Source organism: Agrobacterium sp. B1(2019) (assembly GCF_008274755.1).
GTDB classification, from domain to species: domain Bacteria; phylum Pseudomonadota; class Alphaproteobacteria; order Rhizobiales; family Rhizobiaceae; genus Agrobacterium; species Agrobacterium salinitolerans.
In genome coordinates this window covers 84,835-100,059 of the sequence record NZ_VTPB01000001.1, presented here as the reverse complement: position 1 = coordinate 100,059, position 15,225 = coordinate 84,835, and the positions used below count along the sequence as shown (strand labels likewise).

Annotated in this window: 12 protein-coding genes and 3 pseudogenes; 6 read left to right on the top strand and 9 right to left on the bottom strand. The window is 56.6% G+C overall.

Annotated features, from left to right (window positions below):
* Positions 1-3: 3 nt before the first annotated feature.
* Positions 4-2,694 carry an HAD-IC family P-type ATPase gene (locus tag AGR1_RS00470; RefSeq protein WP_149145879.1) on the top strand — a complete coding sequence of 897 codons (2,691 nt, stop codon included), beginning with the start codon at positions 4-6 and terminating at the stop codon, positions 2,692-2,694.
* A gap of 123 nt (positions 2,695-2,817) precedes the next feature.
* Positions 2,818-4,671 carry a heavy metal translocating P-type ATPase gene (locus AGR1_RS00465; RefSeq protein ID WP_246669619.1) on the top strand — a complete coding sequence of 618 codons (1,854 nt, stop codon included), beginning with the start codon at positions 2,818-2,820 and terminating at the stop codon, positions 4,669-4,671.
* 16 nt (positions 4,672-4,687) lie between these two features.
* Here AGR1_RS00465 and AGR1_RS00460 read toward each other — a convergent pair whose 3' ends face one another.
* Positions 4,688-5,518, bottom strand: coding sequence for a universal stress protein (locus AGR1_RS00460; protein WP_149145878.1), 831 nt, complete (start codon positions 5,516-5,518; stop codon positions 4,688-4,690).
* A 287-nt stretch (positions 5,519-5,805) separates the two neighbouring features.
* Here AGR1_RS00460 and AGR1_RS00455 point away from each other — a divergent pair, with 287 nt between their 5' ends.
* The gene (locus AGR1_RS00455) at positions 5,806-6,324 is read left to right on the top strand and encodes an Hsp20/alpha crystallin family protein (RefSeq protein ID WP_080789787.1); all 519 of its coding nucleotides are present in this window, start codon (positions 5,806-5,808) and stop codon (positions 6,322-6,324) included.
* 206 nt (positions 6,325-6,530) lie between these two features.
* On the opposite strand, the gene AGR1_RS00450 is transcribed toward AGR1_RS00455, so the two are convergent.
* Entirely contained in the window at positions 6,531-6,974 is a 444-nt protein-coding gene (locus AGR1_RS00450; protein ID WP_080789786.1) for a host attachment family protein, read from the bottom strand.
* A gap of 256 nt (positions 6,975-7,230) precedes the next feature.
* Between AGR1_RS00450 and AGR1_RS00445 the strand changes: the two are divergent.
* Together AGR1_RS00445 and AGR1_RS00440 are read left to right on the top strand one after the other, a co-directional pair.
* Positions 7,231-7,503, top strand: a pseudogene (locus AGR1_RS00445) (TCP-1/cpn60 chaperonin family protein); the annotation flags it as partial.
* Positions 7,504-7,528: 25 nt separating this feature from the next.
* Positions 7,529-9,130: an MBL fold metallo-hydrolase gene (locus AGR1_RS00440; protein ID WP_149145877.1), complete on the top strand. Its 1,602-nt coding sequence runs from the start codon at positions 7,529-7,531 to the stop codon at positions 9,128-9,130.
* A 72-nt stretch (positions 9,131-9,202) separates the two neighbouring features.
* Here the strand turns inward: AGR1_RS00440 and AGR1_RS29830 are convergent, their stop codons facing one another.
* The 7 genes and pseudogenes from AGR1_RS29830 to AGR1_RS00410 all read right to left on the bottom strand — a co-directional run bounded on the left by AGR1_RS29830 (position 9,203) and on the right by AGR1_RS00410 (position 13,554).
* Positions 9,203-9,538 carry a GNAT family N-acetyltransferase gene (locus AGR1_RS29830; RefSeq protein WP_281406429.1) on the bottom strand — a complete coding sequence of 112 codons (336 nt, stop codon included), beginning with the start codon at positions 9,536-9,538 and terminating at the stop codon, positions 9,203-9,205.
* A gap of 240 nt (positions 9,539-9,778) precedes the next feature.
* Positions 9,779-10,810 (bottom strand): annotated as a pseudogene (locus AGR1_RS29780) (zinc-dependent alcohol dehydrogenase family protein); the annotation flags it as partial.
* Between the two features lie 76 nt (positions 10,811-10,886).
* Positions 10,887-11,705 carry a universal stress protein gene (locus AGR1_RS00430; protein ID WP_149145875.1) on the bottom strand — a complete coding sequence of 273 codons (819 nt, stop codon included), beginning with the start codon at positions 11,703-11,705 and terminating at the stop codon, positions 10,887-10,889.
* Between the two features lie 115 nt (positions 11,706-11,820).
* Positions 11,821-11,910: pseudogene (locus AGR1_RS00425) on the bottom strand (ornithine aminotransferase); the annotation flags it as partial.
* Positions 11,911-12,258: 348 nt separating this feature from the next.
* The gene (locus AGR1_RS00420; RefSeq protein ID WP_149145874.1) at positions 12,259-12,576 is read right to left on the bottom strand and encodes an ATPase inhibitor subunit zeta; all 318 of its coding nucleotides are present in this window, start codon (positions 12,574-12,576) and stop codon (positions 12,259-12,261) included.
* An 81-nt stretch (positions 12,577-12,657) separates the two neighbouring features.
* Positions 12,658-13,131, bottom strand: coding sequence for a pyridoxamine 5'-phosphate oxidase family protein (locus AGR1_RS00415; protein ID WP_080789780.1), 474 nt, complete (start codon positions 13,129-13,131; stop codon positions 12,658-12,660).
* A gap of 120 nt (positions 13,132-13,251) precedes the next feature.
* Complete coding sequence (locus tag AGR1_RS00410) at positions 13,252-13,554, bottom strand: hypothetical protein (protein WP_149145873.1); 303 nt, start codon at positions 13,552-13,554, stop codon at positions 13,252-13,254.
* A 392-nt stretch (positions 13,555-13,946) separates the two neighbouring features.
* Between AGR1_RS00410 and AGR1_RS00405 the strand changes: the two genes are divergently transcribed.
* Positions 13,947-15,160, top strand: a protein-coding gene (locus tag AGR1_RS00405; RefSeq protein ID WP_149145872.1) for an IS3 family transposase whose coding sequence is annotated in 2 segments (ribosomal slippage) — positions 13,947-14,283 and positions 14,283-15,160 — 1,215 coding nt in all. Because the reading frame shifts where the segments join, the coding sequence is not laid out codon by codon here.
* The last annotated feature ends 65 nt before the right edge of the window (positions 15,161-15,225 follow it).

Genomic DNA, 15,225 nt, shown 5'->3' with positions numbered 1-15,225 from the left:
CAGATGGTCGTTACGACCGCATCGTTGGGACAGTCCGTGGTCTGGGCAAAAGGCCTTTCAGAGGCAGATGCACAGGCCCGTCTCAGTCTCTACGGACCAAACGTCTTACCGGGAGGTGATGCTCCCTCGCCATTTACGACGTTCGTGCGGCAGTTCCGCAGCCCGCTGATCTACATCCTGTTACTAGCCGCAGCCGTTTCATTTTTCGCCGGCGAGGTGCAGGATGCCGCCTTTATTGGCGCAGTGTTGTTATTGAACGGGATAATCGGAACTCTGCAGGAATACACCGCAGGCCGGGAAGCCTCGACGCTCCGTAAACTTGAGCAGCCATATGCAACGATCATTCGCGACGGTGAGATGCGTGAGGTTGAGGCGCGATGTCTGGTGCCTGGAGATCTGGTCGTACTTGATGCCGGCCAGCGGGTTCCCGCCGATATTGATCTGATCGAAACCACAAACCTCGTTTGTGACGAATCTCTCCTGACGGGCGAGTCTGCCCCGATCAAAAAGACAGCGAGGCCTTTCGGCATACGCGATACAGAGGACGGATCGTGCGTTGTCTTTGCCGGCACTCTGATCACGCGTGGTCGCGGCAGGGGAATTGTCACCGGCACCGGCCAAGCCACTGAAGTCGGCAAGATCGCCGTAGAGATTGGCAAGGCAGATACCGCCCAGCCGCCGTTGATGATCCGGCTTTCACATTTCTCGAACCTTATCGCCTGGACGGTCGGCGTAACATCCGTGATATTGGTCGCAATCGGCTTCTTTCAGGATTTGCCTTGGAACGAGCTTTTCCTGATGTCGGTGGGACTGGCTGTCAGCGCTATACCCGAAGGACTACCGATCGCCATCTCCATTGCACTGGCCGTCGCCATGCGTCACATGGCAAATCAGAATGTCATCGTGCGCCGCATGCCGGCGGTTGAAGCACTGGGTTCGTGCACGATGATCGCGACTGACAAAACCGGCACTCTGACACTCAACGAACTGACCGTTGTCGAAATCCGCCTTCCGGGTGGCAACCGCTTCGAGCTTGACGCCGTCGGGAATCTTTATACGAGCGACCTTGCTGGAACTGACAACGCTCCTTCAGCCGTTCGAGCGCGAACCGCAGCTCTTTTGCGCGCTGCATCCTTACCTAACGAAGGTTCACTGACAGAAAGTGCTTCCGGCATGGATGGCGTTGGTGATCGCGTCGACGTCGCGCTGCTGGTAGCGGCGTCCAGAATTGGTCTCGATCAGGCCCGGTTATCGACAGATTTTCCATTAATCAGTCGCATCCCCTATGAGCCGGACCTCAAATATGCCGCCTCGTTCCATCGCGACGGCGAGCATGTTCGCGTTTTCGCCAAGGGGTCTCCCGAGACACTGATCGAGATGGCAGACCGGATGAAGGTGGATGACAGCGCAGTCCCCATCGACCGCAGTTCGTTGATCGCCCAGAAGGATGCAATGGCGAGCTGCGGCCTGAAGGTGCTGGCATTTGCGGAAGGTGAGATTCGTAGCGAAGTTGACCTGAACTTTGGCCCGCATCATCTTGTCGACCTCGTGTTCCTGGGTCTTGTCGGCATGCGGGATCCGATAAGGCCGGAAGTACCCATGGCGATCAAGGAGTGCAGGACGGCAGGGGTTGAACTGGCAATGGTGACGGGCGACGATCCCAGGACGGCTCTGGCCATCGCGAGGCAGGCAGGATTCAAGGTTGGGCCGGGAGAAATTACCACTGGTGAAGCCGTCGACCGGGCACAGGCGGCTGGAACGACCCAGTTGGACGAACTCACCGGAAAGGCCCGGATTTATGCTCGGGTTGACCCCTCACAAAAACTCGCAATTGTTCAATCTATGGCCCGTAACGGCCACTTTGTCGCCGTCACCGGCGATGGAGTAAACGATGCGCCAGCGCTGAAGCACGCCCATGTGGGGGTTGCAATGGGACTCAAGGGCACAGATGTCGCGAAGGAAAGCGCCGATATCATTGTGACCGATGACAATTTCGCATCGATCGTAAGCGGCATCCGCGAAGGACGGACAGCCTACTCAAACATTCGCAAGGTGATTTTGATGTCCGTGGCGACGGGCGCAGCAGAGATCTTTCTCTTTCTTGTTGCAATCCCGGTGGGTTTTCCGATGCCCTTGTTGCCCGTCCAGCTTCTCTGGCTCAATCTTGTCACCAATGGCATTCAGGATGTGGCGCTTGCGAGCGAAAAACCGGAGGGTGACGAGCTATCTCAACCGCCCAGACATCCCCGGGAGCCAATCTTCGATCGCGTGATGATCCGCCGCATTGCCCAGTCCACTCTTGTCATCGGCGGTGGCGGCTTCGTCGTCTTCTACTGGCTTCTGGCGACCGGTTATACGGTAGAACAAGCCCGCAACCTGCTACTCTTGCTCTTCGTGCTGTTCGAGAATGTTCAGACTGTGGCATGCCGTTCGGAACGACGGTCTGTTTTCGCGACACCCCTCTTTGGGAATCCGGTCTTGATGGTCTCCGTCGGGCTATCCCAGCTTGTTCACATCGGCGCCATGCATAGCGCCTGGCTCCAGGATGCCCTGTCGCTAACGCCCATCTCCCTTTTCGAATGGACATTGATGCTGATAGTCTCGGCAACACTCCTTGTCGTGACGGAAGTCGAGAAATTCGTCAGCGGCCGGTCACGCAGCGCGGATGCCACCACGACCAGCTACACCGGATGATGCGGCATGCCATCGCAAGGAGGATTTGCTTTTATGCTCGCTCCGGAAACAAGCGGGCCCAGAACCTGGTCTGGCACAGTCCGGGTGTTATCGACCTCACCTTTTTCTCCGGGAAAAACCGCTGTGCGACATCTGTCTTTTGCCGATCTTCTGAAGCGATTCAGACCAATCCTCGTCATTACCTCGCTTGGCGGGATTTCCGTTGCCCTCCTGGGCTTGCTGGCCGGTTTCGATGGAGTCTACGACGGCGCGCTGACAGTTGCCACACTCGTCGTAATTCTGGCGCTTGCGGCTCAGATTGTCATTAGCCTGCGCCAACGGGAATTCGGCCTCGATACGATTGCGCTGCTGTCGATGAGTTCTGCTCTATTTTTCGGGGAGAATCTTGCTGCTGCCGTCGTCGCCTTGATGTATTCCGGCGGGCAATATCTCGAAAGTATCGCGGAGGGTCGCGCCCGACGTGAGATGACAGCGCTGTTGACGCGGGCACCTCGAATCGTGACCCGCCGTCAGGGGAAAATTCTGGACGAGATCGCTATCGAACTCGTTGAACCCGGCGACCAGCTTGTCGTGCGCAGGGGCGACATCATTCCAGCCGACGGCATACTTATCCAGGACGCCGTTCTGAACGAGGCGGCGCTCACCGGGGAGGCGTTTCCGGTTGACAGAAAAAGAGGGCAGCCGATCATGAGCGGTTCCGCCAATGCAGGCGACCTCTTTGAAATGACAGCGACAAAATCGGCCAGGGAAAGTACATATGCCGGGATCGTCAAGCTGGTGGAGGCCGCACATGCCAGTAAGGCCCGCATGTCACGGCTGGCCGACCGTTATGCTTTCGCTTTCCTGTGCGTCACTTTGTCGATAGCCGGCCTCGCATGGCTGTTGACGGACGATCCCGTTCGCGCCGTGGCCGTGCTTGTCGTTGCGACCCCCTGTCCTCTCATCCTGGCCGTTCCGGTTGCATGGACAGCTGGCATGTCGCGGGCCGCTGGCGTTGGACTTATTGTCAAAGGCGCCGACATTCTCGAAAAGCTCGGCCAGATACAAACGCTGGTTCTGGACAAGACCGGGACACTTACCGATGGCAAACCACATCTCGTGGCCATTAATGCAGTAAAGGACGAGAACGAACTGCTGCGGCTGATCGCCTCGCTGGATCAGGGCTCAAACCACGTTGCAGCACGTGCGGTGGTCTCCGCAGCGCTCGAGCGCGACCTCGTCCTGACGCCGCCAACCAATGTATCGGAGAAGCCCGGCGAAGGTATCTCGGGATACGTCGGAAGCACCGAGGTCGCCATTGGCGGCCTGGAGTACATCGCCTCGAAGGTTGCCGATACGCCCTCCCCCGATCGGGCTGAAATCATGAGCGCGGCCGTTGCCCTCGACGGCAGGTTTGCCGGCACCCTGCATTTCAGCGACGCGCTTCGCGAGGGCGCCAGAGAAACCCTGACTGAGTTGAAGCGACTAGGGCTCAACCGTCTTATCCTCGCGACCGGCGACCGCGCCGAAGTGGCTCGTGCCATCACCAGCGGTTTGCCTTTGTCCGAAATCCGCGCTGGGCTGACACCGGCACAGAAGATCGAACTTGTTCGGAAGGAGGCACATCTGGCGCAAACCATGATGGTCGGGGATGGCGTGAACGATGCGCCGGCGCTCGCCGCAGCCGATGTTGGGATTGCCATGGGCTTACACGGATCGGCGGCCGCAGCCGAAGCAGCCGACGCGGTTCTGCTCTCCGAGCGGCTCGAACGCATCAGCGACGGCATCAAAATCGCAAGGGATTGCCGGCGGATCGCGATGCAGAGCGTCATAGCCGGAATAGGCTTATCGGTGGGCGCGATGATCTTTGCATCGCTCGGCTTTCTTAAACCGGTCGAGGGCGCACTTCTTCAGGAGGCAATTGACGTCGCGGTCGTACTTAATGCGCTACGGGCGCTCCGCATGAAAGCTGGCTGGCGCCACCGGCGCCAGCCATGATGATCGCACCTGATCGCTATCGGGCAAGAAAGACCGGTATCTGGCACTCCTCCAAGATCGAAGCCGTGACGCCCCCGAATATCCGCTCCCTCAGACGCGAATGCCCATAGGCGCCCATGACGATCATATCGCAGCCGATTTCGCGTGCACGCTGCCTCAGAACCGCTTCTATACGTCTGTCGGCGCTTGCTATTTGCTCGACGACTGCTTTGACGCCATGGCGGGAAAGAAAGGCAGCCACATCTGCCCCCGGTTCCCCGCCATTCGAATAGTAGGAGGCGTCCGGATCGACGAGAACGATATGAACCGCATCCGCTTGTACCAGAAGCGGAAGGGCCTCCTTGGCCGCCCGAGCCGCTTCAGGTCGAGAATTCCAGGCAAGCAGCACCTTTTTTGGCCTGAGGGTCGCTTTTAATTCCGGCGCCAGAAAAACCAGCGGGCTACGAGCATCGAACACTGTTGCCGCGATGACCGTTTTGCGAAGATCGCCATCGTTTCGAATGCCGCTACCTGCGAGCACGATATCGGTATAAAGCGACCGCATGCGGAGATTGTTTTCAAGGATGAAGCGATCATCGTAAATCTGATCAGCATCGTAGGACACGCCGTTTTTCTGACAAAGGGCCTCGGCCTCGACCCGGGCGCTTATGAGTTCATCGACTTCTTTCTGTCTCTCTTCCAGCCAGGCGGTGGTGAGAGGATAATCAGCCGTCACGGGCGACAGGGCCGCGCCGAGAACCAGGATAGACAAGTGGCTGCCCGACTCGCGGGCGAGTTCGACAGCCTGACTAGCATCCGCCGCAGCATGCTTTGCGCCGAGGACAGCAAGTATGGTTTTGATTGACATTTACATGGCTCCTTCCCGTGGATCGTCCAACCAATAAACCAAGCCTGAACCGAACATCGCAGCCCCGCGATGATCTTCGTCAATCGGTTGTCGAATCCCGTGCACAAGAAGCCACGCCTGTTGGCCGCGAATTGCAGAGCAGGTGACATGCGGCATTGATCCCCATCAATGCCGGACCCGTTGCATTACGGTTGAATCGGCATGCTCACTGAAGAGCCGCAAGTGGTTGAAATGGCTTTCAACTGCTTTTTCGACCGATATCTTTCTTGGAGAACAGGAGAATTATCATGGCTGAGGCCCCAACCAAACTTCCAGTGAAAAACAAGGAAAAGCCGGTGACGCCCGCTGGAAATTTCTGGTCGCCGTTCGAAACCCTTCGGGCGGAAGTCGATCGTCTTTTCGATGATTTCATGCCCACATCCTGGCACGCGCCCGATCTTTTCTCCTCCGGCCACCTGCCGAACGGATGGAACACCGCGCCAGCCGTCGATCTGGTCGAAAAAGACGATGTATACGAAGTAACCGCGGAATGCCCCGGACTCGATGCGAAAAATATCGAGGTCAAGTTTTCAAATGGACTGCTGACGATCCGTGGGGAAAAACGCGAAGAAAAGGAAGACAAGCAAAAAGAATATCACCTTTCGGAACGGCGATATGGCTCCTTCCAGCGCAGCTTCTCCCTGCCGGATCACGTCGACGCTGACAAAGTAACCGCAATGTTCGAAAAAGGCGTCCTGACGGTCAAGCTCCCCAAGAGCCAGGAGGCAAAGAAGAATGAAAGAAAAATCGAGGTCAGAGCGGCCTGATTTCAAGTAGGGTGGGATGGCGAAGGTTGCAGGCAACCCACGCCGCTCCACCCCTTTTTTGTGATTGGCCCATCTTTGCCGATTCACCTAGCAACCAGCCCGATCTGGCGCAGGATACGATATCTGCGAGGAGGAACGCCTTCTCGCCAAACGCGGTTACCGGTGCCGCGCCCAATCCTGGTCAGCATCCCGTCGGGCGCACGGACTTATGACACAAAATACTTCTCTATCTCGTTTACCGGAAGATTGACGATATCCTTGTCGTGTTCGGCAACTATGATTTTTCTGAGCGTGTCCGGCATGGCGCTACGCAAGTCTGCAAGCGCCTTGGGCGGCGCCACGACGTAGAGCTTGTGAACGTCCCTGTCGGTACAGGCAGACTGGAGTTTTTCGACAACGTTGGAAAAGAAGCGTTCTTCCTCCAGTCGGTGCAGGTCGGCATTGCCAAGACTACTACGATGACTGCCAGATGTGGTTCGACCGGGCCTATCTGTGCCGTGGTCACGCGTTGGTCCATTCGGGGGTGCCTGGATAACTTCTTCGACTTTCAACATGATATTCGCGGCATTTCCCGCGTTTCGCAGGAGCAGCGCCCTTTTGGCATCTGCCACAAGTATCCAGGCGTTGTAAGGAATGATTTCGCTCATCATTGATCCCTCCTTTTGTTGCTCAGGCCATTATAGAGCTGCCGGAACAACACCCCTTGACCGGCGTCAATCCTTTTCCAAGCGAATTCGGGGATCATCACGTCGTTGACGCCGGTCAAACGCTTCCTCTGCCGACACCTCCATTGTGATTGAATTGATGGGCGGAGGTCATGTGTCGCCTCGGTCGCAGCAAAGTAACGAGAGTTCCATGTCCCATAAGAATGTTCTCTTCAGCTCGGAGGCCAGAGGCAATAGGCAAGAGGCGCCGGCGCGGCAGATTGCCGAGAACTCGGCCACAGATGCGGGTGTCGTTATCGCGCGATTGCTTGACGACGACGGGACCGTGGGCTTCGACGCGGCGCAAAATCGCTATGTCGATCTGCTGAAGGAGGGCATTATAGATCCGACAAAGGTGGTTCGAGTGGCTTTGGAGAATGCCGTATCGGCGGCAAGCGTCCTTCTGTTCACGGAGGCCGCCATGACCGAGATCCCGGACCCTAACGTTCCGCAGTTGCCCGCTCCAACCATTTAGGCAAAGGCACGCGATCGGAGGCGAAATGTCATACAGCCCGTCAATCACCTTTCATGGCGCAGCCGGCGCGGTAACCGGTTCATGCTTTCTCATCGAATACGGCGACGAACGCGTATTGATCGATTGCGGTTTGTTTCAGGGATCCAAAACCGAAAAGGAACTGAATTACCGTCCCTTTCCTTTCGCTCCCACCAAATTGAACGCCGTCATCCTTACCCATGCGCATATCGACCATACGGGTCTTGTACCGAAGCTTGTTAAAGATGGTTATTCCGGCCCCATTTTCTGCACCGCTGCAACGCGTGATCTTTGCGCTGTCATGTTGCCCGACTCCGGCCATATCCAGGAAATGGAAGTCGAACAACTCAATCGCCGCAATGAGCATCGGGGGCGAAAGCCCGTCGTCCCGATCTATACGGCCATGGATGCATCTGCGGCCCTGACCCAGATGCGCGCTCATCCCATGAAGAAATGGATGGTGATTTCACCCGCCTTTCGGTTCCGCTTCTGGAATGCAGGGCATCTCCTTGGCTCCGCATCTGTCGAGGTTGAGGTTGGAAACGGCCCGGAGCGCCGGCACCTGCTTTTTTCCGGCGATATTGGACCGCAGCACAAACTGTTCCACTCAGTACCGGAAGGACCTTCTGGTCTGGATTATCTTGTCTGTGAAAGTACCTATGGTGATGTCGATCGCAATGACCCATCAGCGGAGCAACGGCGAAGGATGCTGAAAGATGAGGTTCAACTCGCTGCCCGTTATCAAAACGGAGCGCTCCTCATTCCCTCCTTCGCGGTCGAACGGACGCAGGAGCTTCTTGCGGATCTGGTCAGCCTGCTTGATGCGGGCGCCATCAGAAGTTGCCCAATCATTATCGATTCCCCACTGGCAACGCGGGCGACAGAAGTTTTTAGCCGTCACGCCCGGGAACTCGAAAATGGCGAGCTTCTCTTACGTGCACTCCGCTCGCGGCAAATTCGCTTCACCGAGACCGCCGAACAATCCAGATCCATAGACAATCTCAGGGGTTTTCACATCGTGATTGCGGCGAGTGGGATGTGCGAGGCAGGTCGTATTCGCCATCGTCTGAAGAACTGGTTGTGGAGAGAAGAAGCAACAGTCCTGCTGGTAGGTTATCAGGCCTCCGGCACGCTCGGCCGCATATTGGAGGACGGAGCGTCTACCGTTCGTATCCAGGGCGATGAAATTGTCGTGCGGGCCAATATTCGCAAACTCGACGTTTATAGCGGTCATGCCGACGGGCCAGAACTTGCGGCATGGGTTGCCGCCAGATTTCCCGTCAAACATGCGGTTTTTCTGGTGCACGGCGAACGTCCGGCAATCGCCGGTTTGAACGCCAGCCTCGCCGCAATGAACTCTGCATTTGCGATCATCGAACCGGCATTGGACTCAACTTATCGCCTCACGCGCGAGGGCGCCCTTGCTGTTTCAACGCAGCGGGAACTGCCGCGACTTGAACCGCTGCACGTCGGACACCGGGATTGGCATAATGATTTCCAATCCCTGATCATCGACCTGCAGGAGAGGATGGAGAAAGCAGCCGATGAAAAACAACGCGCCGTGCTACTGCGAAAGATGAGACGGGCGCTTGACGACGCTGAAACCTGAAACAATCCGCTTCGACTGATTGTTTCTGCTGCATCGGGATTGGATGCAAATCGCCCGATACTTATCGACGCTTCACCGGAGATTTTTTTCGATCAGGACCAGAGTCGCATCGCCCTCAAACGATCTTGCGACAAATCCCTGTTCCTCTTCAAGCTTAACAGCGTCATGATGATCTCGACTTTCTATCGATTGTAACGTCCGAACGCCTTTTTCACGCGCCTTGTCCGACAAGAAGCCTAGCAATTCCCACGCAACGCCCCTGTTTTTGTAGTCGGCATGCACGGCGATGGCGATCTCGGCTTTCTCTCCGGAAACGTCGCAGGCCAACATGGCCGACGCAATGAGGATATCCGTGCCTGCCACGAAAGCTAGATAATTCTCGGTCAACCGATGATCTACTTTGGTCATTGCGACCAGACGTTCATGACTGACCTCTCCGATACCGCCAAGGAAGCGGAAGCGAAGATCCTGCGGTGTGACGTGTTTGAAAAGCTCCGCAAGGCGCGGCTCGTCGTCACTCCTTACGGCTCGCACATCAATTGACAAGCCGGATCGCGTCGCAAGGTGAGCGTCGTGGTGTCCCGCAATGCCACCGGGGGCGGACTGGCTGTCTTCCGTTTGCAAACCGGGGTGCTGTTTCGCTGGCATCTCGATAATGACCTTGAGCGCATGTGTGCTGGCCGCCCGGCTGAAGGTGTCATAGGCTTCGAGAATATCGTCCAGTTTGAAGCGGTGAGTGATCAACTTCCCGGCGTCGATGAGGCCGGATTTCACCGTGCGCAGCAACATGGGCGTGCTTATTGTATCGACCAGCCGTGTCGTGATGGCAATATTCCGCGACCACAGCTTTTCAAGGTGCAGGTCTGCCTTGAGGCCGTGAACTCCGATATTGGCGATCACGCCGCCAGCAGCGATAATCTCCTCGCAGAATTCGAACGTGGATGGCACACCGACCGCCTCGATCGCCGTGTCGACGCCCTTGCCATCTGTGAGCTCGAAAATACGCGCCGCCAAATCAGGTTCATCGGCGCGAATAGTGTGCGTCGCGCCGAATTGACGGGCTATCGCCAGACGATGATCGTCAAGGTCAACCATGATTATCTCAGCGGGCGAGTAGAATTGCGCTGTCAAAAGCGCCGCCAGTCCAACGGGACCAGCACCGACGATCGCGATTGTATTGCCGGGCTGGACCTTGCCATTGAGGACGCCGCACTCAAAGCCCGTTGGTAGGATGTCACTCAGCATGACCAGAGCTTCTTCATCGACATCCGCCGGAATGGGATAAAGGCTGGTATCGGCGTGCGGGATGCGCACAAATTCCGCTTGCGTACCGTCAATGGTGTTGCCCAGAATCCAGCCCCCGGTTTCGCAATGCGAATACATTCCACGGCGACAATAATCACACCTACCACATGAGGAAATGCAGGAAACAAGAACGCGATACCCCCTCCTGAAGCGGGACACCGCAGCGCCCACCTCCTCAATGACGCCAACGCCCTCATGCCCGAGAATGCGTCCACGCGCGCAAGAGGCAACATCGCCTTTGAGTATGTGAAGGTCCGTCCCGCAAATGGTTGTCCTGGTAATCCTCACCACTGCGTCCGTCACTCCCTGGATGACGGGTTTGGGTCGTTCCAGAAGCGCTTTTTGGCCCGGTCCTTGAAAAACGAGAGCTTTCATCTTTTTCACCTTTCGACGTGAAGCCATGTGGCTTGCGCCCTCTGCACCTGCCGGGCTGTCGGGTTCATCCAAGTGTTTATCGTGCCAGAAAGAGCGGCCGCCTGATCTGTTCAATCAGGCTACGCGTGACGCCACCGAAAATCCGTTCGCGTAGCCGCGAATGACCATAGGCCCCCATGACGATCAGCCCTGACTGGATGCGTTCAGCGTAGACTTCGACGGTCTCGGCGACGGTCCGGCCCTGGCTCATCAGACTGTCCATCGACGGCGTGATGTGATGATGAGCCAGATAGGAGCGCAGTTCGGCCGCGAGTTCCCGTTCGCCATCCGGATCGACAACGAGGATCTGTACAGACCTCGCGCGTTTCAGAACCGGAATGCTTGCCCTGACCGCAGCGGCTGTTTCAGGTGTGTCAGACCACGCGATGAGAACCGAGTTTTGGTCCCAGGAGAAGTTTCTGAGGGGATCTATCAGCACGGGTACACGCGCGTGAAAAAGGCTTCCGTCAAGGACTGCATCGCGTAACGACGGATCACCCAGAATATCCGGCCCCAGGGCCACGGCATCCGCAAATCGTGCGCGATAACCGACGACGTTGTCCATATTGAATATCTCGGTATAGGCTTCTTCTATATCGTATGAAGAAATCCTGTCCTTGAAATAGGTGTTCAGAGCAAGAGAGCGTCTGGCCAACCTGTCCTGATCGGCCTGTCGCTCGCCAAGCCACGCGGTGGAGACACTTTCCATATGTGCACCGACCGGCGGAGGCGACGCGACACTCGTCAACAAAACGGAAAGATGACTGCCCACCTCATCTGCCAGTCTGAGAGCCGTATCGCCCTCCAGCTCAGTCGATTTACCTTTGGTGATATACAGTAGCGTAGAGAACATCATACACTCCTCCCCGACCATGCTCGAAACGAGCAGTCCGTGTGCTGCGTGCTTGGCCGCGCTGCGGCTCTCCAGGAGCCGCGGCGCGCAAGGATCAGTAAATTCGCAAGTGATCCGCATCGACGGCAACGCCGATGTTCGCCGCATCAATACTGGGTTCGAAGTGGAGCGCATCGATAATGTTCTGCCACAGAGTATTGTCGTCCATGACCATTCTCCCTTTGCTCGTTATAAACGCGGTCATGATCGAAGAACTTGCGGGAACTGCCATTGACCACGGTCAACCGGGCCACAGATTCTGGCCATCCACGGGCTCCGGTTCGGCGAGTTTTCTCCTTTGCCAAAGCGGGCGCGAAACGACGAGTCCGGCAGCATATATCAGGCAAGGCGTGTGGAGACGGCGCAACGATTGGGATAAAGCACAGGGCCCGTCAGCAGCGTAAAACGAACGCGACAGTCAACGGTTTTAGGCCTGCTGCGTCCGCGTGGTGCAACATGCGAGTGCTGGCGGATCCGGCGAGTCCATGTGTCGTCGTCACGGCCACCGGCACCTGTGCTATTGCCCGATCGACCCTTCGACCTCGCGCAGGGCATCGGCGAGATATTTATGCATTTTTTCCCGTATCAGATCATGCGCGTCCGACAGTCCCAGAACGCCGATATCGTGCTCCAGTTTTTTTAGGATACCTTCCTCACCCCGTGAAAAATCAGCTTCAACTATCTCTTCAAGGCAACGCTCAACATCCCGGCCAAGCAGCGTTGCCATCCAGTTCGCCAGCAATCTGTCGCGCCGGGCACGAACCCTGAACGGCTTTTCTATTTGCATGACATATTGTTGTTCTGCCATTTTTTCGCGTTCGTCGTAGATCGTCACAATGCAGTCCTCCCGAGGTAATCTTTCGACATTCTCCCGTCAGTCTCGCCTTGGACTGAGTTGGCATTCACAGCATCCATATCATTGCGGCGAAACCCGCTCAGGCTCACCCAGCCTCGCCTCTCTTCCACTTACGGCGTTGATATCCAGGGCGAAGAATATATGCCGGGAAGCAGTGCGAAGAGGTTGCGGTTGCGGTTTCAACCCACCCGGTTCCCACCAGTCAAAGTGGTGCGAGAGAAGCGACCAGGCATGGAGCCGCTCCTCACCGGGCGGATCTTCCTGGGGCAGTTCGCGGAACGCCGCATCAACTATAACGCTCACCCACTGATGATCTCCGCGGCTTTTGTCGACCTGTAAACAGGCACGCGGGTTCGACCGAAGGAAATCCAGTTTTTTTCCTGGCATTGAAAAGGCGTAGAGACTATTTCCGGAGTAAGCGTAGTATAGCGGGACGACATAAGGGGTGCTGTCCTTCGCACATGCCATCCGCGCCAGTCTCCCATCCGTGAGTACCGCCAGGCATTCATTGTGTGTCATTTCTCGCACAAGCATTTTTCCACCTCCCTGATTAAGAAATTAAACCCTTCCTTCTTGCGAAACAAAAAAGCGGAAACCACGGTACCATGATTAAACTTCGGCGGCCCGTCCCAAGCCGATCTTGACAGAGATATGTCAGAGTATGGTCTTGCCGTTCAGACGTTTGTAACTCGTGCAAAGAGAAAATTTCCTCGCCTCACGCAGAAATTTGTTCGCTTCCTGCAAGGTGAGCAACGTCTCACCACTGCTCCACTCGCTAAAATTCGCTGCGATCCAATGGATATCCCGGTCGGAAACAGCAAAAATCTTCCAGCCATCGTCTCCGTGTTTATGGAGTTCGAAATCGGGCACCTGAAACGACAGCTTTTGCTCAAGATGCCTATCGCTCTTTTGCTGATGGGTTGGCCTGCCCTGTTCCTCACTTTGACGTTCTCGCATTGGGCTTCCTCGCTGTTTAACTGATCGAAAACGATGCCATCTGGACGAATGCCCGCGTTGACGCGCGTCAATGGCCAACCGTATTTTTCCGAAAATCTGCCTTAGGTTATGAACCAAGGGAAGGCATCCGCCTTGTTTTGCCAGTACACTTGGCTGAAGAACCCGCTGAGCAGGCGAACCAGCGAGGATAAGCAACAGACCGATCTGCTCCTGGAGGCATGGAAAGAGAGCGACAAGGTTTACGGCTATTGGCCTGCTGCCGGTTTCTTGGACACCGAGTTAAGGTGCTTCCAATGAAACTGGAGTGCATGAATGCAACTGAACTGCACCCCATTTCGACCGGACAGTCGGCATAAGCAGAAAGGCTCAAGCACAGGCTTGAGGACAGGCTTATGTCTAACGAGTATCGACATGTTGAATTGCTGACGGGTGATGTGCGCCGCAGGCGGTGGACAACCGAGCAAAAGCTGACGATCATTGAGCAGAGTTTCGAACCAGGCGAGACGGTATCGTCCACCGCTCGCCGCCATGGCGTCGCGCCCAATCTGCTTTACCGGTGGCGCAGGCTCTTGAGCGAGGGAGGTGCTGCAGCTGTGGATTCTGACGAGCCGGTGGTCGGCAATTCGGAAGTGAAGAAGCTGGAAGATCGCGTCCGCGAGCTGGAGCGCATGCTTGGCCGCAAGACGATGGAGGTCGAAATCCTCCGCGAAGCCCTTTCCAAAGCGGACTCAAAAAAACGGATATCGCGGCCGATCTTGTTGCCGAAGGACGGTTCGCGATGAAGGCCGTCGCAGATACGCTGGGCGTATCCCGTTCCAACCTCATCGAGCGGCTGAAAGGCAGATCGAAGCCGCGCGGCTCCTATCATAAGGCCGAGGATGCAGAGCTTTTACCCATCATCCGCAGACTGGTAGATCAAAGGCCAACCTATGGCTATCGGCGGATCGCCGCGCTCCTCAATCGCGAAAGGCGAGCCGCCGATAAGCCCGTCGTTAACGCCAAGCGGGTTCACCGCATCATGGGCAACCACGCCATGTTGCTGGAGAAGCATACGGCCGTTCGCAAGGGCCGCATCCATGACGGCAAGGTCATGGTCATGCGCTCCAATCTGCGCTGGTGCTCCGAAGGTCTGGCGGTAACTTGCTGGAACGGCGAGGTGATCCGTCTCGCCTTCATCATCGACGCTTTCGACCGGGCGATCATCGCATGGACGGCGGTTGCCAATGCAGGCATTTCCGGCTCGGACGTGCGTGACATGATGCTGGAGGCGGTCGAGAAACGCTTCCATGCAACCCGAGCCCCGCACGCTATCGAGCATCTCTCCGACAATGGCTCTGCTTACACCGCGAGGGACACGAGGCTGTTTGCACAAGCACTCAATCTCACACCTTGCTTCACGCCGGTCGCCAGCCCTCAGTCGAACGGCATGTCGGAGGCATTCGTCAAAACCCTGAAACGGGATTACGTGCGCATATCACCTCTGCCGGACGCCGAAACAGCGCTCCGGCTCATCGACGGATGGATCGAGGATTATAATGAAATCCATCCCCATTCTGCCCTCAAGATGGCTTCCCCTCGGCAGTTCATCAGGGCTAAATCAACCTAGCCGACTTGTCCGGTCAAACGGGGTGCACTCCAGCAACGAAGGAAGTTCAGGGGCTCAGCTCATTA